Raw genomic sequence first — 26098 nt, 5'->3', positions numbered from 1 at the left:
TTATTTTTTTCCGTGAAGAAAAGGACATTTCCATTCCTCTCCAACTTTTCGACCACTATATTGGCGAGCTTCACTACTTTCACCAAAATTTTCAAGCATAGGATTTATGTTGCCCTGTAATGCGATATCTCTTTCCCTAATTTTATCCCGAACGGTATTAAAGGCACCCATTTCCCTTAACTTTTCAAACTGCCAATGTAAATTAAAAGCAATTGCCGGGTAAGGGCTTTGTCTCGCCTTACGGCTACTATTTGGATGCATACCTACCATATAAAAAGCTTTTCCCGCAATGCTAAAGCTAAATTCTTTGGCTTCTGGATTACTACTTACGTGAGGATCCCAGGCAAAATCATCAATATTATGAAGAAACTCCAGTTGTTTCCACAGCGCGGTTTCAAAAGCAGTTTCAGAAAATACTTTGCTGTCTTTAAAAACCGCTAAAAATGTATAAAATTCATTAGACTCAAAATCGTAATTTTCTATATATTTTTTTAAATCGACATAAATTTTTTGAGCGGTTTTTCGGCTTGGGAATTCATCATAAGTATGCAGGTCTAAATGATCTTGAGCAAATACTGTTTGTGCCATCATACAAGGATGATCTTTTGTTACCACAAAATCTTTAAAAGCGAGTTCCATGGCCTTTTCATCAGATACTTTCCAATGTTTTACTTTAGCTTTTACTCCGGTAGAAATCATAATTTAGAATGCTTATTTTTGTAAAACTATTGGGTTTTGACTATCGTTCAATACGGTTTAAGAATAAATTAGAGCAAAATTTTAAAAGATTAACAAGGGGTTGTAATTTTCTAATTATTTACCCATTACATCTTTAGTAAGCCAATTTTCTAACTCCTGATTTTCGTTGGAAGTATGTAAAACTGATATATCTCCAGTAGTTTCAAAAACAACAGCTCGAACTTGTGAGAGATCTAGAACATTAGCCTCTCTAAGTTTAGATCTAAGGTCCCCTTCAGTAACCCTTGCCTTCTTTAAATTTTTATAAAGAATGTTTTTTCCGTCCATGAGGAGTAATGGCGAATTATCTATCGCCTCCTGAAACCAGGAAAAACGTCTAAAAAATGCCGCTGAAATTTGCAAAATATATACTGCCGCCAAGCCTACAATTCCCTGTAATAAACTTACCGATGCAGAAAGTACCGTAGTAGCAACAATAGAACCTACAGCAACCGTCATGGCAAAATCAAAACTGGACATTTTAGAAAAACTACGCTTTCCTGCCAGTCGTGTAAAAATTATGATCGCAGCGTAAATTCCTACGGCAGATATAGTAATAGCAATAAGAGAGCTTAAAGAAGCTTCAAACCATTTTTCCATAATTCGTATTATTAGTTAGATAGAATAATAAAATTAAAAAGTATCCCTCTAAGTAAATGTTAAATCCTGATAAGTCTTTCTTAATAAGTAGTTTGCTTATTTCGCAGCTTTAAGGCTATTTCTATACATTTGTGTTATGAGTAAAATTCTTAAAATAGGTCATCGTGGTGCGAAAGCGCATCTCGCTGAAAATACCCTGGAGAGCATTCAAAAAGCATTGGATTTTGGAGTGGATGCTATTGAGATAGATGTTCATAGATGCAAAACTGGTGAATTAGTAGTGATTCACGATTTTACGCTAGATCGAACTACCAATGGAAGTGGAGAGGTGGCAAAAAAGACTTTAACCGAATTAAAAGTTTTAAAGGTTGAAGAAAAGTTTGAAATCCCTTTGCTTACTGAAGTATTAGATCTTATTGAAGGAAAATGCACTATAAATATTGAGTTGAAAGGGTTAAATACTGCCAGCGAAACTTCAGAAATAATTAAAAAGTATATTGCTGAAAGAAACTGGAAGTATGAAAATTTTATCGTTTCCAGTTTCCAAAAAAATGAATTGTTTCAAATGCGTAAGCTTGATGAAAATGTTCCCCTGGGAATTTTAAGTAAGGCTAGTGTTACTGAAGCTATAGAACTCGGGAAATTATTAAACGCCTCGGCAATTCATCCTTCTTTAGGAATAATTACGAGAGATAATGTAAAAGCTTCTCACGACGCCAGGTTTAAAGTAAATGTATGGACGGTAAATGAGCCCGAGGATATTTCGAGAATGCGAGAGTTTGGTGTAGATGGAATTATTTCAGATTTTCCTGATAGGCTTTAAATATTCAAGATTCAAAAGAAAAGAGTAAAAAAACTTTAAACCTGGATATGCAGCATTTTGACATCATTATTATTGGCGGCGGCGCAGCGGGATTTTTTACGGCAATTAACGCTGCTGAATTTAACCCGAATCTAAAAATTGCGATTTTAGAACGGGGAAAGGAAGTGCTTACTAAGGTAAAAGTTTCTGGAGGTGGCCGGTGTAATGTGACTCACGCCGAATTTATTCCGAAAGAATTAAGCACCAATTATCCTCGTGGAGAAAAGGAATTGTTGGGGCCGTTTCACAGTTTTATGACCGGTGATACCATGGAATGGTTTGAAAAGCGCGGAATTCAATTAAAGATTGAAGATGATGGCCGTATTTTCCCGGTTTCAGATGATTCTCAAAGTATAATTAATTGCTTTTTGCAGGAAACTGAAAGATTAAAAATTCAGGTTTTAAAAAGTCATGCAGTTCAGGCATTTGAGCAAAAAAATAATTTTTGGGAAATTAAAACCAGTAAAGGAGAATTTTCAGCAGAAAAAATGATGCTCGCTACCGGCAGTAATCCTAAAATATGGAATATTTTAAAAAAATTGGATCATAAAATTATTGAACCAGTACCTTCGCTTTTTACCTTCAATATAAAAGACGACCGAATTAAAGATTTACCGGGAATTGCGACTGAAGCCGTTGTAAAAATAAATTCTAAAAAAGTAAATTTAGAAAGTAAAGGGCCGCTTTTAATTACCCATTGGGGAATGAGCGGGCCAGGAATTTTAAAGCTATCGGCCTGGGGCGCAAGAGATTTAGAGAAGCTAAATTATCAATTTCAAATAATGGTGAACTGGCTTCCGGGTTATTCTTCCGAAGAAATTTTAGATCAACTAAAAGAATTAAAAACCAAATTTGCTAAACAGCAGGTTGTGAAAAATGCACAATTCGATTTACCTAAACGATTATGGAGAAGCCTGGTGTTGGCTTCCGAAGTAAATGAAGTAACCACCTGGGCCGATTTAAATAAAAGTCAGTTGCAAAATTTAAGCGAGCAACTTACGGAAGGGGCTTTCCACGTAAACGGGAAAAGCACTTTTAAAGAAGAATTTGTAACGGCCGGCGGGCTGGATCTCAAGGAAGTTAATTTTAAAACTTTTGAAAGTAAATTACATAAGAACCTTTTTTTAGCCGGGGAAATATTGAATATAGATGCAATTACCGGTGGCTTTAATTTCCAAAATGCCTGGACGGGGGGTTTTCTTGCAGCAAAAGCAATGACTGGAAATTAATTTAACCGCCAGATTTCAAAATTGAGTGCCATCGCATAGAGTACCCAAACGGCATAGGGAATAAGCAAATAAGCAGCGATTTTATTCACTATTTTAAACCATTTAAAGGTAAGGAGAATCAGAATAAATAGAGCGATGATATTTAAAAAAGCTAGAAATGGTTTTTGCAACCCAAAAAAGAGTAACGACCAGGAGCCATTTAATAAAAGCTGAAAACCAAAATGGTATAGGGCTGTTTTTACCCATTTATGATAAAATCCTTTGCTCCAAACTATACCTGCGGCCACGCCCATTAAAATATACATAAACAACCAAACCGGTCCAAACATTGAGTCTGGCGGATTAAACCAGGGCTTGTTGAGTTCAGGGTACCAACCCTCTATGCCGGCCTGGGTAGCAATAGCGCCCATAAAACCGAAAAGCAAACAAATGCCAATGGCCATTGAGCTTCTTAAAAAGAGTTTTCTGGTCATTCCTGGTTAGTATTGAAAACAATTAGAAATACATTTACTAGTATATTTAATTGTTTTTATGAATAATCAACATCTTGATCTTTAGACTTTGAGGTCGTTTGTAGTTACTAAAATAGAAATTTATTTGAATTATAGAATTAATTTCCCAAAACTTAAAACATATCTTTGTTCCATAAATGAGATTTTAATTTTAGAATATACCGGCTTCGGCTTTCCCGGGGAAGGTTATTAATAGTTTTGCTATGACCGAAAAGGATTTTATTCCAACGCAATTTTCAAATAAAATAGAAAAGGGAGAAGTTACCTGGCAGGCTCCAAGTAATATTGCCTTGGTGAAATATTGGGGGAAAAAGGAAAATCAGGTTCCTGCGAATCCTTCGGTTAGTTTTACGCTGAATAATTGCAAAACTACTACGAAACTGGAATTTCAGAAGAAATCAAAGAGATCTGATTCTTTTGATTTTGAGCTTTATTTTGAAGGAAAAAAGAAAGAAGATTTTAAACCAAAAATTCAGCAATTCTTTGAGCGAATTGAACTCTATTGTCCATTTCTGAAGGAATATAAGTTTAAAATTTATACAGAAAACTCTTTTCCACACAGCAGCGGGATTGCTTCTTCCGCCAGCGGAATGAGCGCTTTAGCACTGTGTATTATGAGTTTAGAAAAGGAATTAGCTTCTAATGATTTGAAAAACGAAGATTATTTCAATCAAAAAGCCTCCTTTTTGGCCCGATTGGGTTCAGGAAGTGCTTGCAGAAGTATTGAAGGAGAATTAATTGAATGGGGAGAACATAAAGATATTCAGGGAAGCAGTGACCTTTTTGGGATTAAATATCCTTTTGAAATAAACGAGGTTTTTAAAACTTTTCAGGATACTATTTTGCTGGTAGATAAAGGTCAAAAACAGGTAAGCAGCAGTGTTGGTCATAATTTAATGCACGGTCATCCTTTTGCTAAAGAGCGATTTGCTCAGGCACATTCAAATTTAGATAAATTGAAGCAGATTTTCGCTTCCGGAAATTTAGACGAATTTATTTCTATCGTAGAAAGTGAGGCGCTCACTTTGCATGCGATGATGATGAGCAGCAATCCTTATTTTATTTTAATGAAGCCTAATACACTGGAAATTATCAATAAAATATGGAAGTTTAGGGAAAGCACTAAAACTCCAATTTGTTTCACGCTGGATGCAGGCGCCAATGTACATTTGCTTTATCCAGAGATGTATAAAGAAAAAATTTTAGAATTCATTAAGAATGAGCTTGTTGCCTATTGTGAAAAAGGGCAGTATATTTGCGACCAGGTTGGAAAGGGAGCAGAAAAATTGTAGATTTACTTACATTATTCTTTTTTGATCTGAAAAAAGATTATTCGAAAGCTTATGAAAGGACCTTTATTTTATTCAAAAATCCTACTCTTTGGAGAGTACGGGATCATCAAAGATTCCAAAGGTTTATCCATTCCTTATAATTTTTATAACGGAGCACTTAAAGTAGATGAAGATCCTTCTGAAGCAGCTATTGCTTCTAATAAAAGCTTACGACGTTTTGCCGATTATCTTAACGAACTTCAGAAAAACAATCCAGAGCTTGTGCAATTTGATATAGCTGCTTTAAATACAGATATTGAAAAAGGCATGTATTTCGATTCTACCATTCCACAGGGATATGGTGTAGGAAGCAGTGGTGCTTTGGTTGCAGCGATATATGATAAATATGCCACTGGAAAGATTACCGTTTTAGAAAATCTTACCCGAGAGAAATTATTAAAGCTGAAAAAAGTTTTTGGGGAAATGGAATCTTTTTTTCACGGAAAATCTTCAGGTTTAGATCCGCTTAATAGTTATTTAAGTATTCCAATTCTTATAAATTCTAAAGATAATATTGAGCCGGCCGGCATTCCGTCTCAAACCGAAAATGGTCAGGGCGCCGTATTTTTATTAGATAGTGGAAGCACTGGCGAAACAGGACCTATGGTTGGGATTTTTATGGAAAATATGAAGCAGGAAGGTTTCCGTCAAATGCTTAAAGACCAATTTGTAAAACATACAGATGCCTGTGTTGACGATTTTCTTAAAGGTGACGTAAAATCTCTATTCACCAATGTGAAAAGACTTTCTCACGTGGTGCTTGATAATTTTAAACCAATGATTCCTGCCCAATTTCATAAATTATGGAAGCACGGAATAGATACCAATGATTACTATCTGAAACTTTGTGGTTCTGGTGGCGGTGGCTATATTCTAGGTTTTACTGAAGATATTGAAAAAGCCAGAAAATCTCTTAAAGATTACAAATTAGAAGTGGTTTATAACTTCTAAATAACCCCTTCATGGCGTCCACTTCTAACAAGCGCTTATTGCTGAAAATGCTTAGTTTGTTTTCGGTGGTTCGTGGTTATAATATTTTGGTGCTTATTGTAGCACAATACCTTACCTCCGCTTTTATTTTAGCGCCAGAGTTGCCTTTAAGACAAATTTTATTTGACGACAATTTATTTTTTCTAATCCTGTCTTCAGCAACCGTAATCGCTTCGGGATATATTATTAATAATTTTTACGATAGCGAAAAAGACCTTATTAACAGGCCTAAAAAAACGATGCTAGACCGGTTTGTAAGTCAGCGAACCAAACTCTCAGTCTATTTTATTCTAAATTTACTTGCTATTTTCTTTGCGAGTTATGTTTCGTTTAAAGCAGTTGTTTTCTTTTCGATTTATATTTTTGCGATCTGGCTGTATTCCCATAGGCTAAAACGAATTTTATTCCTTGGAAACCTGGTAGCTTCTATTCTCACAATTACGCCATTTTTTGTGGTTTTTGTTTATTATAAAAATTTTGAAACGGTAATCTTTATCCACGCTACTTTCCTTTATTTAATGATTGTAATGCGGGAACTGGTGAAGGACCTGGAAAATATGCAGGGTGATTTGCTTCAAAATTATCAAACTATCCCGATTGTCTATGGCGAACGACTTAGTAAGTTTTTCCTTTCAATTTTAAGCGTTCTGGCGGTGGTTCCAATTTTGCTTTTGGTCACACGTTTTGACACCGGTTATATGAACTATTACTTTTATGTTTCCCTGGTGTTGCTTATTTTTTTCCTGTTATTTCTATACTTCAGCAAAGCCAAATGGCAATATTTATTGCTTCATAATATTTTAAAACTAATAATTGTAGTGGGGGTTTTTAGTATTTTATTGATAGATATTGAAGAAGTGCTAAACAGGGTATTTTAATTACTTTTATTAAAAATTTATATGAAAAAAGATCATAGCTATTTTCTGAAAAGGGCTATTCAATTAGCCGAAGAAGGAATGGATAAAGGCCATGGCGGCCCATTTGGTGCTGTAATCGTTAAAGATGGTGAAATTATAGCTGAAGCTAACAATAAAGTAACCGCCAGTAACGATCCAACTGCTCATGCTGAGGTTGTGGCTATTAGAAAAGCCTGCGAAAAATTACAGGATTTTCAACTTGAAAATTGTATTTTATATACTTCATGTGAACCCTGTCCAATGTGTTTAGGAGCAATTTACTGGGCGCGACCAGAAAAAGTGTATTATGCGCTTACACGGGAAGACGCAGCTAAAATTGGATTTGACGATCAATTTATTTATGATGAGATTGCCTTGAAAATGGGTGATCGTAAAATCCCTTTTGAAAATCTAATGCGAGAAGAAGGACTTCCGGTTTTTCAAAAGTGGGAAGCTAAGGGCGATAGAATTGACTATTAATTATGCAATTCTCATGTTTTGGATGTTAAAATCTTTCAATTAAATAGAACGTCACTATAAATCAATAGAGTACCTTTGCAAAAAATTAGCGATATGAGTAGAAACGATAAATCTAAAGGTGGAAAAGTTAGCGGAAGACAGGGTGGAGGAAACTCCAAAAAGTCTATGGCCCGCGGCAATGCGCCTATTAAAAAGCAGCAGTCGGCTCCTAAAACTCCTTCCAAAACCGATGGAATTCGTTTAAATAAATATATTGCCAATGCCGGAATTTGTTCCCGACGTGATGCCGATATTTTTATTTCTGCCGGAAATGTAACCGTGAATGGAAATATAGTAACCGAAATGGGCTATAAGGTTGCGCCAACCGATGAGGTTAAATTTGATGGAAGAAGAGTAAATCCCGATAAGCCAGAATATTTTGTCCTGAATAAGCCAAAAGGTATTTATGTAACCGGAAGTATCGAAAAAGGAGGGAAGACCGTAATGGATATAATGGCTAAGGCTACCAAAGCAAAATTAGATCCTGTGGGAAAATTAGATACCCAAGCAATGGGACTTTTGGTCTTTACTAACGATGGCACTTTGGCGAAAAGATTAGGGAAACCAAGAAACGGAATTAGACAAATCTACCAGGTTAATCTTACGAAACCACTTTCTTTAGAACATTTAGATAAAATTAGAAGTGGTGTTATTCTCGAAGACGGTAAAGTAAATATTCAGGATATTAGCTTTATTGCCGATAGGCCTAAGAACGAAATTGGTATTGAAACCAATAGCACCAAAAATCATATCATACAAAGACTTTTTAAAAGTCAGGGGTATGAAGTTGAAAAACTGGATCGTGTGGTTTTTGGCGGACTAACGAAAAAAGACCTTCCGCGTGGCCGATTTAGAAGGCTTACAGATCAGGAAGTTATAAATTTAGGAATGCTTTAAAAAAAGTGATTCCGTATTAAGTTTTTTAATATTTTTGAACCGGATTGAGATCGCTCCTTCCGGTTCTTTATTTTTAAATATTTAATGCATACAATTAATTGACAGGATTTTACAATCAATACACAGCAGGGGAAAACCCATTGGTGCAAATTTTCTGGTTTGAGCTTTTTCAGGTCTTGAATGCAAACCTTTTCAAATTTTTCTTAACATTAATTTACCAGTCATTTCTTTTGGTGCGAAAAATTAATGCCTAAATTTTTACCTTTAATATATAAACCAAACAATTGAATACTAAATACAGCGATTTAATAGACCAAACCTATTATTTTCCCCAGGAAGAGTTTACCCTGGAGGGTACAGAATTAAAATTTCATGACATCGATTTAATGGAACTTGTAAAAAAATACGGGGCTCCTTTAAAATTTACTTATCTCCCTAAAATTTCAGAAAATATTGGGCGAGCGAAGAAATGGTTTGCAGATGCTATGGCAAAACATGATTATAAAGGAAGCTATAATTATTGCTATTGCACTAAGAGTTCACATTTTCAGCACGTTTTGAACGAAGCTTTAAAAAATGATATTCATATTGAAACCTCTTCGGCTTTCGATATTAATATTGTGGAGCAACTTAAGAAATCTGGGAAAATTACCAACGATACTTACGTGCTATGTAATGGCTTTAAACGTGATCAATACGTTGAAAATATTTCCAGACTGTTAAACGATGGTCATAAGAACTGTATTCCAATTATCGATAATTACGAAGAAATAGACCTTTTATCTGAAAAGATTAACGGTAAATTTCCTATCGGAATCAGGATTGCTTCTGAAGAAGAACCAAAATTTGAGTTCTATACTTCCAGGTTGGGAATAGGTTATAAGAATATTGTACCATTTTACAATAAACAAATAAAGGAAAACGACCAGGTTTCTCTAAAAATGCTTCATTTCTTTATCAATACAGGTATTCGAGATACAGCCTATTATTGGAACGAATTACAGAAATGTTTACGTGTTTATGTAAACCTGAAGAAGGTTTGCCCAGATTTGGATAGTTTGAATATTGGGGGAGGTTTTCCGGTTAAAAATTCCCTGCATTTTGAGTATGATTACGCCTATATGGTAGACGAGATCATTAATCAGATCAAATTATATTGCGAAGAAGCTGAAGTTGATGTTCCTAATATTTTCACCGAATTTGGAAGTTTTACCGTTGGAGAAAGTGGCGGCGCAATCTATGAGATTTTATATCAAAAGCAACAAAATGATCGTGAAAAGTGGAATATGATTAATTCTTCATTTATCACCACTTTGCCGGATACCTGGGCTATTAGTAAGAAATTTGTGATGTTGCCGGTAAACCGTTGGAACGATGAATATGAACGCGTTTTACTTGGAGGGTTAACTTGCGATAGCGACGATTATTATAACTCAGAGCAGAATGTAAACGCAATTTATCTTCCGAAGTATAAAAAGGATAAACCGCTTTATATTGGCTTTTTTAATACTGGGGCTTACCAGGAAACTATTGGTGGTCACGGTGGCTTACATCACTGTTTAATTCCGCAGCCAAAACATCTGCTTATCGATAAGGATAAGGATGGAAATATTGAAACCAGTTTATTTAGCCCGGAACAAAATGCCGAGGATATGCTTAAAATTCTGGGTTATAATGGAAGCAATTAATTTTTTATAAATTTATATAACCAACAACAACCAATTTAGCATTACAATGAGCAAAAAGAATTACGCCGGAATACCAGATAAATATTCGCGAATAGATGAAGCGAAAGTGGTATTGATCCCGGTTCCTTACGATGGAACAAGTAGCTGGCAAAAGGGCGCAGATAAAGGTCCTGAAGCTTTTCTCGAAGCTTCAGAGAATATGGAGCTTTACGATATTGAAACCAAATCTGAAGTTTATAAAAAAGGAATTTACCTTGCACCAGCAGTTACAGAAAATTCTTCCCCGGAAAAAATGGTAGATACCGTTTATAAAACCGTGAAGAATTATATCAAGCAAGAGAAATTTGTAACCATTTTTGGAGGAGAACACTCAGTTTCCATCGGGACTATTCGTGCTTTTAATGAGAGTTTTGAAGATCTTACCGTGGTGCAATTAGATGCCCATGCCGATCTTAGACCAGAATATGAAGGTTCTACTTGTAATCATGCCTGCGCATTGCACGAGGCTAGTAAAAAGACAAACTTATTGCAGGTTGGAATTCGTTCTATGGATGTTTCTGAGGTAGAGCATATGGATGAAAATCAGGTATATTTTGCCCACGACCTTTACGAAGATTGGCAAGATGATGCCATTGGCCAAATGACACCAAATGTTTTTATTACCATAGACTTAGATGCTTTTGATCCTTCTATTTTACCCTCTACGGGCACCCCGGAACCCGGCGGACTTTTCTGGTACGAAACGCTGGAATTCCTAAAAATGATGTTTAAAAAGAAAAATGTTGTAGGTTTTGACATTGTAGAACTTTGTCCAAATGAGAATGAAAAATCATCAGACTTTCTAGCGGCAAAGCTTTACTATAAAATGTTGAGCTACAAATTCAAATACCAAAATTATAACGAAGAAGACGAAGATGAGTAAAGGAGCGATTTCCCAATTTATAGAAAAATATTATTTACATTTTAATTCCGCAGCGCTTGTAGATGCTGCAAAAGATTACGAAAAACAGCTGGAAGGTGGCTCAAAAATGTTGGTTTCGCTAGCAGGAGCAATGAGTACCGCTGAATTAGGTAAGATCTTTGCCGAGATGATTCGCAAAGATAAATTGCATATTATTTCCTGTACCGGGGCTAACCTGGAGGAAGATGTAATGAACCTGGTTGCGCATTCGCATTATAAAAGAGTTCCCAATTATAGGGACCTAACCCCTCAGGACGAATGGGATCTTTTAGAAAAGGGCCTAAACCGGGTAACTGACACCTGTATTCCAGAGGAAGAAGCTTTTAGAAGAATTCAGGAACATATTGTGAAAATTTGGAAAGATGCAGAAGCGAATGGCGAACGCTATTTTCCGCACGAATTTCTTTATAAATTATTACTTTCCGGGGTTTTGGAAGAACATTACGAAATAGATCTGAAAGATTCCTGGATGTATGCTGCAGCAGAAAAAAATCTGCCAATGGTTGTTCCCGGTTGGGAAGATAGTACGCTTGGGAATATTTTTGCTTCTTATGTGTTAAAAGGTGAATTAAAAGCCAGCACAATGAAATCTGGAATTGAGTATATGACCTTTCTTGCCGATTGGTATACCAACAATTCTAAAGAAGGAATTGGATTCTTCCAAATTGGTGGAGGCATCGCGGGAGATTTTCCAATATGTGTAGTCCCAATGCTATATCAAGATATGGAAAGAACAGATACACCTTTTTGGAGCTATTTCTGTCAGATTTCAGATTCTACTACCAGTTATGGATCTTATTCGGGAGCTGTTCCGAACGAAAAGATTACCTGGGGAAAACTCGATATTAAAACACCAAAGCATATTATAGAAAGTGACGCCACCATCGTTGCACCTTTAATTTTCGCCTATTTGCTAGATATGTAATTAACAAAGAATTATTAGAGATTAAAGCTGTTCAGAAATACAATTAGTGTATTATTGAGCAGCTTTTTTTACGCTCTTTTGAAACATGATAAAATGGATGTATGAGTAGTAGTTGGTTTGTTTATGCAATTGGCTTTTTAGCCCAACTTTTATTTTCTGCAAGACTTGTAATGCAGTGGATAAAATCAGAAAAAACCAAAAAAATTGAAACACCAACACTCTTTTGGAAACTCAGCCTGCAGGGTGCTGTTTTGCTCTTTATCTATGGATATTTAAGGGACGATATGGCGATTATGCTAGGGCAATTTCTTGTATATGGAGGTTATTTTAGAAACTTGCAGCTCCAGGGAGAATGGGGAAAGTCTGGAATAATGTTTAAGATTTATGTGATCGCCCTACCAATTCTAATCGCTTTATATCTTATTTTTTTAGGTCAATTAGATTGGGCCGATCTTGTAAAAGGCGATAATATTTCTACCTGGTTAATTATTCTGGGAATTGTGGGTCAATTAATTTATACCGCTCGTTTCATCTATCAATGGATTCATGCCGAAAGAAATCAGGAGTCCGATTTACCCTGGAATTTTTGGGTTATTAGTTTGGTAGGTTCAAGTCTAATTTTTACTTATGGCATTTTTAGAAATGACCCGGTTTTAATCGCGGCTCATTTCTTTGGAGCAATTGTTTACATTAGAAATCTATTTATTATTAGAAAATCTGAAGAGTAGTTGAGGTTTGAAAATTTCTACGAGAAAAACTCCAATTACAAGAATATATTCAACTGCAATTAACCAGTGATTTTCCTGAAATCCATTTACGGTATAGGCCGAATAACTTAGCATCACCAAAAAAGACCATACCAACGCAAACCTGAATTTCGTAAAAACCGAGAGCAAAAGTGGCGTAGCAATATACCAGGGATGCACAGTGGTAGCTAGAAAAAAATAGGCTGAAACTCCCAGAAGCATAGTATAAATCAGCTTTTCGGTTGAATTATTTCTTCTGAAAAAGGCCAGTCCTGCGAGAATTAAAATAACTATTAATGGCAAGATTTTTCCTGCGGTTGCAATAATATTGTAGCCTTTCAGTTGAAAGCCAATCCATCTAATCATATAATAAATACTCGCGTTAAACTCGAATTTCTGAAACCAAAGCGCGATACTTGCCGAAAAATTGGAGATAAATTCCGAAGAAATAAACGGAAGGAAACTTATTAAAACCGTGCAGCCAGTAATTGAATAATAAAGTAGCAGTTTTTTGAAGTTTAAAAATTCACTTGCCGAATTTTCATTCTTTTTAAAGGCTGAAAAATAATTCCATAAAAGCGGTAAAAACAACAAAGGCAACAATTTTACCGAAACTGAAATCCCCAGTAAAATTGCGCTCCAAATCCATTTTTTCTGATGTAATAAATAAATAGACCAGGTTAAAAAAAACAGCATTACACCTTCAAAATGAAGATTTCCGGTGAGCTCTATGATGATAAACGGATTTAAAATAAACCAAAAGATCTGGTGAGTGGGTAGCTTTAATTTTAACAATAATTTTCTGCCAAAATAAAGGATCCCCAACTCTGCTAAAATGATAAAAAATCGCATCACGATCACAGAACCCAAAATACTCTTTCCTCCTAAAAAAGCTGAAATTACAAACAGCAGTTGATTTACCGGCGGATAACTGGTGTAGTTTCCCGCACTTAAACTGCCCATTCCTTTTATTAAATTCTGTTGCATTAGCGAGAACGTAGGCGAGAAGTCATTAGGAACGGACAAATATGGGTTTATTCCTTCCAGAATCAATTTTCCGTCCCAGATAAAACGGTAAAAATCTTGCGAAAGGTTTGGCGTGGCTGCGATAAAAACAAGTCGGAATAAAACTGCAACCCCGGCCAGGAACCAGAAATTATTCTTTTCTAATTGAATAAGCTTAAAACTGATAAAAAACAATCCTGTATAAAGACTGATCAATTTTATAAAATCACTTCGATCCAAATCGTAAGCAAACGACCAATAAAAAGCAATTCCCGCTAAGAGCAGGAGGATGGAGAATTTATGATTTTTAAGAAAACCCTGCATTTACTTTTTATAAACGTCATCTGAATTTATTTCAGGATCTAAGATGTGGATATTCAAATCTTGTTAGATCCTGAAACGAGTTCAGGATGACGATGACAATAATTTTGAATTTAATCTATTTAGCCTTTCAAATCTTCACCGATCTAAAAACCACAAATCCAAAGCCTATAAACAACATCAGGTGAAAAATGGCCAGGCTAAAGTCGTTCAGCATAAAAGCGCTATAAAGTCCGAAACCAAAATACAGCCATAAAGCAAATTCTACGGCGATGCTTAAAGAGAATTTCTGCTGAATATAAATATTCTTTTTCCAGGAATCGTTGAGGGAACTTACATTGAATTTTGGCGTTCTAATAAAAGCTGATTTTTTACCCAGATGACCTTCCAAAACCGCCAGGGAATTGTGAACCGAAAATCCCATGGCTACCGAAAAGAACGTAAAAAACATGCCTATAAACTTCAAAAAGCTTTTAAAACTCTTCCCGTGAATCTTCGCATAAGCCGCATAATAACACAAAAAGAAAATTACTGTGCTCACTAAAAAGAAAGCCACCAAATTAAAATACCAGCCAAACTGCGGATTGTTGTTTTTAATAAACAATACCGGAATACTTAAAACCGCCAGGACCAGAATGATTAAAAACATACTGGAATTTAGGAGGTGAAAAAACGCGTGAAATTTAGTGCCAAAGGGAACCGATTTATCTTTCACTAAATTCTTAAAATTCTTTTTAAAATTCTCTGCAGCACCTTTATTCCATCGAAATTGTTGCGAACGAGCCGCGCTTATTGCTACCGGTAATTCGGCGGGAGTTTCTACATCTTCCAGGTATTTAAATTTCCAGTTTTTTAGTTGTGCTCGATAACTTAGATCAAGGTCTTCAGTTAAGGTGTCTCCGCTCCAATTTCCTGCGTCCAAAATACATTCTTTCCTCCATATTCCTGCAGTTCCGTTAAAGTTGATAAAATGCCTGCCAAAATTACGACCGGTTTGTTCCAGGATAAAATGAAAATCTAAAGCGAATGCCTGGATTTTGGTAAGCAAGGAATAGTCCCGATTAATATGGCCCCATCGAGTTTGCACCACCCCAATTTCAGGATCTTTGAAATATGGTACAGTTCGGAGTAACCAATCTTTTTTCGGCATAAAATCTGAATCGAATATCGCGATAAACTCTCCTTTAGCGATTTTTAAGCCTTCTTTTAATGCGCCGGCTTTAAAACCGCTGCGATCTTTTCGGGTAATGTGTTGGATGTCGAGCCCGGTTGTTTGAAGTTGATCTACCAGGGTTTTGATTTTCTCAATAGATTCATCGGTAGAATCATCTAAAACCTGTATTTCTAATTTTTCAAGTGGATATTCAATTTTGGCGATATTTTTCAAAAGGCGTTCTACTACATACAGTTCGTTGTAGAGTGGAAGTTGAATGGTAACAAACGGAATTTCTGCAGGATTATCCAGGTTGAATTTTTCCGAAGCATCTACCTGTTTTTTTGCTTTCAGATAATTCAATAATAATTGCAGCTGCGAAATACTATAGAAGAAAATAAGCAGCAGGGCAAGGGTATATATGATGATAATGGCTAAATCCATTACTTAAAACTGTATTTAAAGATCCAACCCAGGATTTTTACTCCTGCAAAGATAGCACCTTTAACGGTTCCCGAAACTTTAGAAGTGCCAATCCTGTTTTTGTAATGGACGGGAACTTCAGTGCAAGAAAATCCTTTTTTTAAGGCTTTTAATTGCATTTCTACCGTCCAACCGTAAGTTTTATCCTGCATTTCAAGTTCAAGCAACTTATCGTATTTAATTGCTCTAAAAGGACCTAAATCGGTAAAGCGGGCGTTGAAGAATAATTTCATTAGGGAAGTCGCCAGCCAGTTTCCAAATATCTGCGGCAAAGTCATCGAGCCTTTTTCACGCCATCTTTTAACCCGGGAGCCAATAACCAGGTCTTTGTTTTCCTTAATAATTGGAGCGATAATTTTAGTTAGTTCGGCTGGGAAATCGCTGTAATCACCGTCAAGGAAAACAATAATATCGGGTTTGTTTTCTTGTTTTGATATATAATCCATTCCCTTTAAGCAGGCATAACCATAACCTTTGCGGTTTTCCTGTAGCACCGTGGCGCCGGCGTTTTTAGCATTTTTTTCTGTGGCATCGGTAGATTTGTTGCTTACCACAATTACTTCCTGAACAATTTCCGGAATTTCTGCAATGACTTTAGCTATGGACTCTTCTTCGTTATAAGCCGGAATAATAACTTTTATTATAATTCCTTGAAGTTTAGCTTCATTAAGGGGATTGTTTTCTGATTCGTATTTCGTTCTTCTGCCCCGACTTGCGTGTTTTTTTTGCGGCATTTACTTCGATTTCTGGTTTACCAGATCCATTAGATCTACATCATTTCCCAACATCACTTCTTCAGAATTTATGCGTCCGTCCATATCGTCATTTTCAAGTTTTAAAACGCCACGTGGGCAAACTGCCGAGCAGATTCCGCAGCCAACGCAACTGGAACGCACAATATTTTCTCCTTTTTGAGCATAAGCGCGAACATCAATTCCCATTTCGCAATAGGTAGAGCAATTTCCGCAGGAAATACATTGGCCACCATTTGTTGTGATTCTGAACCTGGAAAAAAGGCGTTGCTGCATTCCTAAGATCGCTGCCATTGGGCAACCGTACCGGCACCAAACGCGACTTCCAAATATCGGGTAAAAGCCTACTCCGATTACACCTGAAAATGCGGCGCCAATCAGAAAGCCATACCATTCCCTAAGCTGGTAACCGCCGAAGGAAAAGATGTTTCCATTTCCGCTGAAATAATTGAGGCTTATTATTGACAAGATCACCACTAAATAACCAATCGCACCATATTTAGCATCCTGCGCCAATTCTTTACGTTTAAAGATCATAATTACGGCAAAAAGTAAAGTAAGGAAACCAGCCGTGCCCCAAAGGAAAACGTCTTTGGTAAGCCAGAAGTCATTGGCGCTGTCGCCTAAAAATGAATATAAAACCGCGATAGTCATTACGGTAACAAAAACTAAAACACTATGAATTACCCAGCGTTCAATTTTCCACGCATATTGAGATTTATTCGAAAGTTGGCGATAAGGATCGCCGGCGGTTTCTGCGAGACCGCCACAGCCACAAACCCAGCTGCAATACCAACGTTTACCGTATTTATAAGTTAAAATTGGAGTGATTACAAAAATGGAGATCAAACCAAAAGCTAGCATAATTACTCCAACATTGCCTGCCGAAAGGAATTCGTTGATCTTATAATCGGTAAACAAATCGTAGTTAAGAGGCCAGATATTAGCGGGATTATAATAGGGCTGATTTAACCGAATTAAAATTTCGGGAAGTAGAAATGCAAAACCTAACTGAAAGAACATCACAGAGAAAGTGCGAATTACTTCATATCGATTATTGCGATATTTGAGAATAAATTTATAGCCGAAAATTAGAATAGCCAGCGTATAAAGCGTACCGTAAACGAACCACTGACTAGCAGGATTTCCGCTAATGAATTGGCTTAACGGATCAAAAAGTGAGATGATACCGGTGTTTTCGCCATCGGCATTTAATCCTAAATATTGTGGATACCAATATAAAACTATATAAAAAAGCGTGAGCGTAATTCCCAGAATCCAGGCCCAAAACCCACGACCGGTAAGCGATTTAAACCAAACACCATCATTCTTTATTCCTTCGTGTTTCCCTAGATAGAGATCGTTTGCAAAAATTATAGTACCAGCTGCGATAAGTCCTAAGGATAAACTTAGGAATAAAGTTTTATTTGGGAAATTCACATTGGCGACAGCAAGAACTAAGATAAAAAGGCCAACCAAACCAATACCGCTGGCCAGTCTTTGCGTGGTAGAAAGTTTTGCCGGTGCTTCTGCCGTAAGAGACATGTTATGTTCTAGTTTGCTCATGCTTTCTTTAGATTCTCTTTAAAACTTTTAAAAATGTCTTTCTCGTAACGAGTGTAAAATTCGGGATCAAAATTGGCTTGTTTTAAATTGGCCAACACGTGATTTATTTTTCGGTTTTCATTAAGCCATTGATCGAAAACTGAATGGCGCATTCTGATTCCAAAAGTGTTTATTCCCAGGAATTTATTTGAATTCGCATCAAAAGCGATAGTAATTGCTTTGGTATTATCTTTATGCTGCCAATGAAAATGCATTTCGTCATCGCCCGGTTTTGCTGAAACATTGCCGTAAGTTTGATATTCAATATCGAAGAATTTAGCCGAATTAAACCAGTTTCCGGGTTTGTAGGGCATTTTATTTCCGGTTAAAGTTTGCGCCAGGGCTTCTCCCATCATACGGCCGGCATACCAAACAGCTTCAATAGGTTTGCGATGGGATAATGGCTGCTTTAATTGTGCACAATCGCCAATAGCATAAACATCTTTGATATTGGTTTGTAGGAATGTATCTACCAGAATTCCCTTATCGGTTTCCAGATGCGAATTTTTAAGAAAATCTATATTTGGTCTAACGCCAGTGCAAAGCCCAACCAGGTGGCATTCAATTTCTTCTCCGGAATTTATGATTATAGATTTAACTCTTCCATTTTCATTCGCAACAATCTTATCCAGTTCTGTTTTCTCTCTAAGATCTACGCCGTGGGATTTGATATGTTTAGAGATCATTTCAGCATCCTGGATGGGCAGGACATTATGCCAAAAAGCTTCTTCCCGAATCAGGAAAGTAACTTCAATATTTCGGGTTTTGAGCATTTCGGCGAGTTCTACGCCAATAAGTCCGCCGCCAATAATTACTGCTTTTTTGCAATTTTTGGTGTTTTTCTCCAGCAGCTCCAGATCCTGTTTAGAAACCAATCCCTGAACACCCTTTAAATCCTGACCTTCCCAACCGAATTTATTATAAACCGAACCCGTTGCCAAAACCAGTTTGTCATAATTCATCATTTCTTCCGAAGAAAAATGAAGCATTTTTTCTTCAAAATCAATTTTTTCAACAAAACCAGTTTTAAGTTCAATGCGGTTTTTTTCCCAAAACCAGTCTTCATAAGGTTTTAGGTGATTCCATTTCATATGGCCCATATACACATACATCAGGGCGGTACGGGAAAAGAAATACTCGCTTTCCGCAGAAATTACGGTAATTTTTGCGTCGGAATTTTTCCTGATATGCCGCGCACAGGTAATTCCTGAAATCCCATTTCCTATAATAACGATGTGTTCCATACCGGTTTAAACAGATTTCACTACTTCCTTAAAAAGCTTAATCATATTTGGTTCTGCTTTTTCGGCCATTGCGATAATTTCGTCAATATTTACCGGTTTTAGGTTATCGGGGTCGCCTTCATCTGTAATTACAGAAATAGCCGAAACGGGTAGTTTTAAATGATTGGCCACGATAATTTCGGGAACTGTGCTCATACCTACTGCATCGGCACCAATTATTTTAAGCATTCTATATTCTGCACGGGTTTCCAGTTGAGGTCCCAATACCGAAGCATAAACTCCTGTATGTAATACAATATTATTTTTCTTTGCTGAATCTTTTAGAATTGCATTCATTTCGGCATTATAAGGCCGACTCATATCCAAAAAGCGCTCGCCTAATTTTTCTACCCCGTTAAAAGCTAAAGGCGAATCTCCCAGTAGGTTAATGTGGTCATCAATAAGCATTAACTCTCCTTTTTTATAGTCGAGGTTGATTGATCCAGAGGCATTGCTCACCAATAATTTTTTAATCCCGAGCATTTTCATAACTCGTACGGGATAAGTTACCTCCTGTAAAGAATAGCCCTCGTAATGATGAAATCGGCCTTGCATTACGACTACTTTTTTGCCTTCTAAAATTCCAAAAATGAGTTTCCCTTTATGAAATTCTACTGTGGCAGTTGGGAAATGTGGAATATCATTATAGCTTGCTTCTGCTATTATTTCGATTTCTTCTCCCAGTTTTCCAAGTCCTGTACCCAGGATCACGCCTATCTCAGGGGAGTCAAATCCTTGGGAAATAAGATAATTGGTAGATTCTTTTAGTTCTTTTATCATGAGTTAATTCAAAAATTTGCTGAAAGCCGGCTCATTTTTAATATCGTGAAATTCATCAATATCGTTGCGGGTTTCCAGGAGTTTTATTTTTTTATTTTTTAAATCTTTTAAGGTGTCGCTTAGCACCGAAGAACTACTCCATTTTTTATTTTTAAAAAGTTCCGGGATTAAAGATTTCATGCCTAATAAGTAATAGCCTCCATCTTTAGCGGGACCTATCACAAAATCATTTTTTTCGAGCTCCAAAAAGGCATTTTCAAGATCGTTTTGTACTATGTCGTATAAATCGCTTCCAATAATTATTACCTTTTCATAATTATGCTTGAAAGCTTCGCGAAATGCATTTTCCATCTTTTCGCCTAGATCCTCTCCCTGTTGCAATTTTTTGCTGAAGATTTCTGAAGGCCAAATATCTTTTTCCGGGATTTCTTCAGAATAATAAATCCATTTATCAGTATTAAGATTACTGGTAACCGAAAGTGTATGCTGAAGCAGAAACTTATAAATATTAAGCGCAGTTTCATTACCGGTAGTTACCGCCAATCTTGTTTTTACCTTTCCAATTTCAGGATTTTTAGTAAAAATTATAAGTAGTGATTCTGAAATATTTCTTTCCAACTTTATTATGAATTTAAGCAACAGAACCCTGGCAACTACTTCCGGCACCGGCGGTACAACCATAGCAATGCTGGGAAATTCTTATTTCCCTGTTGTTCAATAAATCTTCATTGTAATCGCTAATATGCTGCACTTTGCTGTCCACTTTTAATTCCAGCATCTGGTTAAAATCACAATCATATAACCAGCCATCCCAACTTATAGAAATGGTATTGGTGCACATTACATTTTCAACTGCGGCTGGATTATAGGCTTCTACTAGCGCATACATATAATCTTCATAATTTTCTGAGGCGATCAAAAATTCTAAAAACCTACTTATGGGAAGGTTTGTGATAGCAAATAAATTATCAAAATCTATATTGAAATCTTCTTTAAGTGCGGTTTTAAAATCCTGTTCCAATGCTTGTTGGTTGGTAGGTAGAAAGGCACCGGCGGGGTTATAAACCAAATCCAGTTTTAAATCTGAATCTTCCTGTGCATAGCCAACAGCGTTAAGCATTTGTAAAGCTTTTATAGATTTATCAAAAACTCCGCTGCCGCGTTGCTTATCGGTTTTTTCCTTTTTATAAAATGGCAACGAAGAAACTACGTGCACCTTATGTTTTCTGAAAAATTCGGGTAAATCGTGATACTTTTTATTCGCAAGAATAATTGTAAGATTAGATCTAACTATAAAATCTTTAATGCCTGCTTTTGAGGCTTCTTCCACAAACCATCTAAAATTGGGGTTCATTTCTGGCGCGCCACCGGTAAGATCTAAGGTATGTGCCCCGGTTGTTTTTATAACTTCCAGGCATTGTTGCATAGTTTCCTTAGTCATAATCTCTTTACGGTCTGGACCAGCATCTACGTGACAATGCGAACAAACCTGGTTGCACATATAACCTAAATTAAGCTGCAGAATTTCCAGTTTTTTAGGCTTTAATGGATAGTTTCCGCTTTCAGCAATTTTATCTTTGAAAAGAGGAAGTTCCTCTTCTCTAAAAATTCCATTGCTCAAAAATTTAAGTTGATTGGCAGGTTTGGAAAGATCGTCTTTTCTTGCTGCTAAAGATTTTAATAAAGGCATGGATCTAAGGTTGAAGAATTCGAAAAGGAGCTAAGTATAAAGTTTTCAAATAAATTTGAAACATCACATAGATAGTTTTTCATATTTATTCATCATTTGAACGCCGTGAACCAGGGTAGCTCCACCTTTTATTGCGGCTCCTACGTGAACGGCTTCCATCATCTCCTCTTTTTCAATACCACGCTGCAGGCCATCTTTAGTATAGGCATCAATACAATATGGGCATTGTACCACGTGAGAAACAGCTAATGCAATTAAAGATTTTTCGCGAGCAGAGAGAGCGCCTTCTTCAAAAACTTTCCCGTAGTAATCAAAAAATTTATTTCCCAGATCTTCGTTCCATTCGGTGATTTTACTAAATTTTCGAAGGTCATCAGGGTTGTAATAAGTCTTAGACATAGTATTAATAAATTAATTAGTACAATTTTTGTCTAAAATATCTATTAAAACTTACGTAACCAATGATTGTTCTATTTAAAATAGCGAGTTTAATGCTTAAAGTCTAAATAAAAAATGTAAACTTAAAAGAAGAAAATTGCGGGTTTCAGCTATCTTTTTCTTAAAGTTCTAATTATTTTTTTTACAAAAAATGCAGAAACAATTATAATAGCTAAAGCTTCAAGACCCAAAAGGAGAAAGATAACATCCATAGTTTATTGGTATTTAGGTACCTAACCAGGGTAGGAGAGGGCGTGATTAGTAATATGTAAATATCTGATAGTTAATTTGTTTTGCTTGACGCTTTTAGAATAATTATTACGCTTTATACGCTTTCTTTGATTTCAATTATGTATTTTAAGCCCTTGATTAAGAAATTTGCATTACTACCGTTTTTCGCACTAACATTGCCTTAAATAGGAAATGTTAATTGTATTTGGTGGTATATTTTAACTTTACGCTAATTTCTGAAATGTTAAATTCTGCTTAAATTAGATTAGTTCGATATAGTTTGAGCTTAAAATATTGGTTTACAGGGGTTTTCCCTTAGTATTTTTTTTATGAGAATAAATGTAAAGACCTTACCGGTAGATGAAATTATTCAGGATATATCTGAAAACCTTAATGCACCCGTTGAAAACGGAAGTGGAGAATATACTATAGAATTACCAAAGAATATTGGTGAAGGATTTATTAGAGGGATCAGTTTTGATTCCGGCATGGGATTTATTACATATAATTGTAAGTTTTATGAGGATGTAGAAATTCATTTTGCGCTCAATACTGTGCACCCGCTTAAATTTATTTTTTGTTCCACCGGGACCATAGGGCATTCTTTTCAGGATACAAAAAAGGTGAATGAAATTAAATCTTATCAAAATATCATTGTTTCCAGCAGTGGTTATAATGGTCATGTTTTATATTTTAAGGCTAATGAGGCCACACATATATCCAGTTTGGAAATTATAAGGTCGGTTTTTGCACACCGTAGAAATTACGATTTTAAAGATCTGGATCCCACTTTAAAAGATTTGTTTAAAGATGCCGTTGCAGAGCGGCAATTCTTCTACCAGGGGAATTATAGTATCAAAGCTGCCGATATTATGAACGAGATCAATACCAAGGATTTTTCCGGGTTTTTAAGATCTCTTTTTCTTGAAGCCAAAGCCTTTCAAATGTTGGTGATTCAAATTTCTCAATACCAGGATGATGAATCTGGAGATAAGCTTCCCCAAATTCTAAGACAATCTGATATTGAAAAAGTTGATTATGTAGTGAAAAGAATTCAGGGCGATCTTGGCAGCAATTTAACGGTAGAAGCGCTGGCTAAAGAAGCCGGTACTAACGTAAACAAACTTCAGGAAGGCTTTAAATATGTTTACGACCTTACCGTGAATAAATATATGCAGCATAAGAAACTTGAAGCCGCTAAGGAAATGCTAATGACTTCAGAAAAGAATATTTCTGAAATTGTAATCGCTATAGGTCTTAATAATAGAAGCTATTTCTCAAAGATCTTTAAAGAAAAATACGGAGTGAACCCGAAATATTTCTTGAAAACGAGAAAGCGCATAGATGCAGATTCTGAATAAGCTATTTAAATATTTCCGGGATTTCTTCAATTTTAAAATCCCAGATGCTGGGTAGGAAGAAATACACCAGGATGCTTATTAAAAGGATAGAAAACAGGTTCATCCATAATCCGGTTTTTATCATATCGGGAATTTTTAAATAACCCGAACCAAAAACCACAGCGTTTGGCGGAGTTGCTACCGGTAACATAAAAGCGCAGGATGCTGCCAGTGTAGCGCTTATTAATAGTAAATAGGGATGAAGCCCCATAGCTAAAGCCATTGGCGCTAAGATAGGCAGTAGCATAGCTGTTGTAGCCAGGTTTGAAGTAACTTCAGTAAGAAAGTTAACCGCCGCTACCAGTATTAAAATTAGTAAAAATAGGGGTAATGCCTGGAGGTAAGTTAATTGTTCGCCAATCCATACGGCTAAACCTGTTTCACTAAAACCTTTCGCCAGTGCCATCCCGCCTCCAAAAAGTAAAATAATTCCCCACGGTATTTTAACTGCTTCTTCCCAGTTTAATAATGGTTTTGTTTCTTTTCCTGATGGAACAATAAAAAGCGCAATGGCAGCTATAATTGCTATAATTGTATCGTCTATAAAAGGAAGCCACGGCTGAACTAAAAACGAGCGCGTAATCCATAAAAATGCGGTACAGGTAAAGATGATAAGTACCCTTTTCTCTTGCTTGCTTATTTTTCCTAAAGATTTCAGCAATTTTAATATTTCTGCCCTGCCCCCTGGAAATTCAGCTTTATTAAATTTGAAGGCGAAAACAGTTAAATATTTCCAGCAAATAAAAAGAAGAAAAACTGAGATTGGTATGCCCAGAAGAGCCCATTTCATAAAACTGATCTCTATACCATATAATTCTTCTACAATTCCTGCAAACACAAGGTTTGGCGGTGTCCCAATTAAAGTTCCAATTCCTCCAATTGAGGCGCTATAAGCAATAGCAAGCATTAATGCTTTGCCAAAAACTTCCGTTTCGTTTTCTTCACTAAAAGGATTGTTTTTTAACTGACTTATTATCGCGGTGCCAATAGGTAACATCATTACGGAGGTAGCCGTATTGGAAATCCACATAGAAAGAAAGGCTGTGGCAATCATAAAGCCAAGGATGATGAATTTTATTTTGCTCCCAATTAGGTTAATAATATTCAAGGCAATTCTTCGGTGTAAATTCCATTTTTCTATAGCTACCGCTAGAACAAATCCGCCCAGATATAAAAAAACATATTTATGACCAAAGGCGGCAGTAGTGGTTTCAATATCCAAAGCCCCGGTGAGTGGGAACATTACGATTGGAAGCAATGCTGTAACCGAAATCGGAATCACCTCGGTAACCCACCAGAGCGCCATCCAAATTGTAATACATAAAATATCAAAAGCGGCAGGAGGCATAGATTTTGGCGCGCCCAGTATTTGAAGTATAATAAATATTAATGGGCCCGCTATTAGAATTAAAGCTCTTGTGAATTTGTTCATTCTAAAATTTTAAACCCTGACAAGGTATTAAAATTATTAATGCTGAATATTTTAAAGAAAATAGTAATTAAGATGTTAAAAAATAATTTGAATGTTAGCAATTTCCTCTTAAACCTGAGTAATTACTTATATTTAGTAGCTCTGTGTTTTAATTAAAGTGCTATGAAAGAAGAATTAAGCCTTAAAGTGAATGCTAAGGAATATCGTGTAAACGTAGATCCAGAAACCCCTTTACTGTATGTACTGCGTAATGAACTCGAACTCAACGGACCTAAATACGGCTGCGGCCTAGAGCAATGCGGCGCGTGTATGGTACTTATGGATGGTAAGGCAGATCCCAGTTGTAAAATTCCTGTGGCCGATGTGGTAGGAATGGAAATTACTACCCTGGAAGGCCTTACTTCAGAAAATGGCGATTTACATCCTCTTCAAGAAGCTTTTGTAGCAGAACAGGCTGCCCAATGCGGATTTTGTCTAAACGGAATGCTGATCTCTGGTGCCTGGTTACTTAATGAAAATCCAAATCCAGATCGTGCAGCAATAAATGAAAAATTAAAGCGGGTTCTATGTAGGTGCGGAACTCATACGAGAATAATTAGGGCAATTCAAGCTGCGGCAATAGCTAAATAAT

General features: G+C 36.3%; 26 protein-coding genes. 13 read left to right on the top strand and 13 right to left on the bottom strand.

All coding sequences use genetic code 11. The features are described 5' to 3' along the window. A complete protein-coding gene (gene gntA / locus FG27_RS07150; RefSeq protein ID WP_037317366.1) occupies positions 1 to 699 on the bottom strand; it encodes a guanitoxin biosynthesis heme-dependent pre-guanitoxin N-hydroxylase GntA in 699 nt (232 codons plus the stop codon). 114 nt (positions 700 to 813) lie between these two features. Next, entirely contained in the window at positions 814 to 1338 is a 525-nt protein-coding gene (locus tag FG27_RS07145) for a DUF421 domain-containing protein (protein WP_037317362.1), read from the bottom strand. Between the two features lie 136 nt (positions 1339 to 1474). Here FG27_RS07145 and FG27_RS07140 point away from each other — a divergent pair, with 136 nt between their 5' ends. Beyond that, on the top strand, positions 1475 to 2161 hold the full coding sequence (locus FG27_RS07140) for a glycerophosphodiester phosphodiesterase family protein (RefSeq protein ID WP_037317359.1): 687 nt from the start codon (positions 1475 to 1477) through the stop codon (positions 2159 to 2161). A 47-nt stretch (positions 2162 to 2208) separates the two neighbouring features. After that, positions 2209 to 3429, top strand: a complete 1221-nt coding sequence (locus FG27_RS07135; protein ID WP_037317356.1) for an NAD(P)/FAD-dependent oxidoreductase — start codon at positions 2209 to 2211, stop codon at positions 3427 to 3429. Here the strand turns inward: FG27_RS07135 and FG27_RS07130 are convergent. After that, positions 3426 to 3902, bottom strand: a complete 477-nt coding sequence (locus tag FG27_RS07130) for a TspO/MBR family protein (protein WP_037317353.1) — start codon at positions 3900 to 3902, stop codon at positions 3426 to 3428. The genes FG27_RS07135 and FG27_RS07130 overlap by 4 nt on opposite strands. Positions 3903 to 4144: 242 nt before the next feature. Between FG27_RS07130 and FG27_RS07125 the strand changes: the two genes are divergently transcribed. The 9 genes from FG27_RS07125 to FG27_RS07085 all read left to right on the top strand — a co-directional run bounded on the left by FG27_RS07125 (position 4145) and on the right by FG27_RS07085 (position 12876). Next, a complete protein-coding gene (locus FG27_RS07125; RefSeq protein WP_037317350.1) occupies positions 4145 to 5233 on the top strand; it encodes a diphosphomevalonate/mevalonate 3,5-bisphosphate decarboxylase family protein in 1089 nt (362 codons plus the stop codon). 51 nt (positions 5234 to 5284) lie between these two features. Next, a complete protein-coding gene (locus FG27_RS07120) occupies positions 5285 to 6223 on the top strand; it encodes a mevalonate kinase (RefSeq protein ID WP_037317347.1) in 939 nt (312 codons plus the stop codon). A gap of 11 nt (positions 6224 to 6234) precedes the next feature. Beyond that, positions 6235 to 7140, top strand: a complete 906-nt coding sequence (locus FG27_RS07115) for a geranylgeranylglycerol-phosphate geranylgeranyltransferase (RefSeq protein ID WP_037317344.1) — start codon at positions 6235 to 6237, stop codon at positions 7138 to 7140. Between the two features lie 21 nt (positions 7141 to 7161). Further along, positions 7162 to 7638, top strand: a complete 477-nt coding sequence (locus tag FG27_RS07110) for a nucleoside deaminase (RefSeq protein ID WP_037317341.1) — start codon at positions 7162 to 7164, stop codon at positions 7636 to 7638. 93 nt (positions 7639 to 7731) lie between these two features. Beyond that, complete coding sequence (locus FG27_RS07105) at positions 7732 to 8574, top strand: pseudouridine synthase (protein WP_037317338.1); 843 nt, start codon at positions 7732 to 7734, stop codon at positions 8572 to 8574. A 284-nt stretch (positions 8575 to 8858) separates the two neighbouring features. After that, entirely contained in the window at positions 8859 to 10262 is a 1404-nt protein-coding gene (locus tag FG27_RS07100) for an arginine decarboxylase (protein WP_037317335.1), read from the top strand. Between the two features lie 46 nt (positions 10263 to 10308). Next, complete coding sequence (gene speB, locus FG27_RS07095; RefSeq protein WP_037317333.1) at positions 10309 to 11184, top strand: agmatinase; 876 nt, start codon at positions 10309 to 10311, stop codon at positions 11182 to 11184. After that, on the top strand, positions 11177 to 12148 hold the full coding sequence (locus tag FG27_RS07090; protein ID WP_037317329.1) for a deoxyhypusine synthase family protein: 972 nt from the start codon (positions 11177 to 11179) through the stop codon (positions 12146 to 12148). Before speB ends, FG27_RS07090 begins: the two co-directional genes overlap by 8 nt. A 101-nt stretch (positions 12149 to 12249) precedes the next feature. Further along, positions 12250 to 12876, top strand: coding sequence for a lipid-A-disaccharide synthase N-terminal domain-containing protein (locus FG27_RS07085; protein ID WP_037317326.1), 627 nt, complete (start codon positions 12250 to 12252; stop codon positions 12874 to 12876). On the opposite strand, the gene FG27_RS07080 is transcribed toward FG27_RS07085, so the two are convergent. The 9 genes from FG27_RS07080 to FG27_RS07040 all read right to left on the bottom strand — a co-directional run bounded on the left by FG27_RS07080 (position 12847) and on the right by FG27_RS07040 (position 22365). Further along, positions 12847 to 14223, bottom strand: a complete 1377-nt coding sequence (locus tag FG27_RS07080; protein ID WP_037317324.1) for a hypothetical protein — start codon at positions 14221 to 14223, stop codon at positions 12847 to 12849. The genes FG27_RS07085 and FG27_RS07080 overlap by 30 nt on opposite strands. A 127-nt stretch (positions 14224 to 14350) precedes the next feature. Next, a complete protein-coding gene (locus FG27_RS07075) occupies positions 14351 to 15817 on the bottom strand; it encodes a cellulose synthase family protein (RefSeq protein ID WP_037317322.1) in 1467 nt (488 codons plus the stop codon). Further along, entirely contained in the window at positions 15817 to 16590 is a 774-nt protein-coding gene (locus FG27_RS07070; RefSeq protein ID WP_081912603.1) for a glycosyltransferase family 2 protein, read from the bottom strand. Before FG27_RS07070 ends, FG27_RS07075 begins: the two co-directional genes overlap by 1 nt. Further along, positions 16591 to 18174 carry a 4Fe-4S dicluster domain-containing protein gene (locus FG27_RS07065; RefSeq protein ID WP_037317320.1) on the bottom strand — a complete coding sequence of 528 codons (1584 nt, stop codon included), beginning with the start codon at positions 18172 to 18174 and terminating at the stop codon, positions 16591 to 16593. Then, complete coding sequence (locus FG27_RS07060) at positions 18171 to 19457, bottom strand: NAD(P)/FAD-dependent oxidoreductase (RefSeq protein WP_037317318.1); 1287 nt, start codon at positions 19455 to 19457, stop codon at positions 18171 to 18173. The genes FG27_RS07065 and FG27_RS07060 overlap by 4 nt, the downstream gene beginning before the upstream one ends. A 6-nt stretch (positions 19458 to 19463) precedes the next feature. Beyond that, positions 19464 to 20276: a purine-nucleoside phosphorylase gene (locus tag FG27_RS07055; RefSeq protein WP_037317315.1), complete on the bottom strand. Its 813-nt coding sequence runs from the start codon at positions 20274 to 20276 to the stop codon at positions 19464 to 19466. 3 nt (positions 20277 to 20279) lie between these two features. Continuing rightward, a complete protein-coding gene (locus tag FG27_RS07050) occupies positions 20280 to 20894 on the bottom strand; it encodes a TIGR04282 family arsenosugar biosynthesis glycosyltransferase (protein WP_231563295.1) in 615 nt (204 codons plus the stop codon). A gap of 13 nt (positions 20895 to 20907) precedes the next feature. Further along, entirely contained in the window at positions 20908 to 21966 is a 1059-nt protein-coding gene (arsS, locus tag FG27_RS07045) for an arsenosugar biosynthesis radical SAM (seleno)protein ArsS (RefSeq protein ID WP_037317312.1), read from the bottom strand. A 63-nt stretch (positions 21967 to 22029) separates the two neighbouring features. Beyond that, the gene (locus FG27_RS07040; RefSeq protein ID WP_037317309.1) at positions 22030 to 22365 is read right to left on the bottom strand and encodes an arsenosugar biosynthesis-associated peroxidase-like protein; all 336 of its coding nucleotides are present in this window, start codon (positions 22363 to 22365) and stop codon (positions 22030 to 22032) included. A 599-nt stretch (positions 22366 to 22964) separates the two neighbouring features. On the opposite strand from FG27_RS07040, the gene FG27_RS07035 reads away from it, so the two are divergent. Continuing rightward, positions 22965 to 23996, top strand: coding sequence for an AraC family transcriptional regulator (locus FG27_RS07035; RefSeq protein ID WP_037317305.1), 1032 nt, complete (start codon positions 22965 to 22967; stop codon positions 23994 to 23996). Between the two features lies 1 nt (position 23997). On the opposite strand, the gene FG27_RS07030 is transcribed toward FG27_RS07035, so the two are convergent. After that, positions 23998 to 25467 (bottom strand): DASS family sodium-coupled anion symporter, encoded by a 1470-nt coding sequence (locus tag FG27_RS07030; RefSeq protein ID WP_037317302.1) that lies wholly within the window; start codon positions 25465 to 25467, stop codon positions 23998 to 24000. A gap of 162 nt (positions 25468 to 25629) precedes the next feature. On the opposite strand from FG27_RS07030, the gene FG27_RS07025 reads away from it, so the two are divergent. Then, positions 25630 to 26097, top strand: coding sequence for a (2Fe-2S)-binding protein (locus FG27_RS07025; protein WP_037317299.1), 468 nt, complete (start codon positions 25630 to 25632; stop codon positions 26095 to 26097). Position 26098 lies beyond the last annotated feature (1 nt).

Origin of the sequence: Salegentibacter sp. Hel_I_6, assembly GCF_000745315.1 — a bacterium.
In the GTDB taxonomy this organism is placed as follows: domain Bacteria; phylum Bacteroidota; class Bacteroidia; order Flavobacteriales; family Flavobacteriaceae; genus Salegentibacter.
This window is presented reverse-complemented; position numbering and strand designations above follow the sequence as displayed.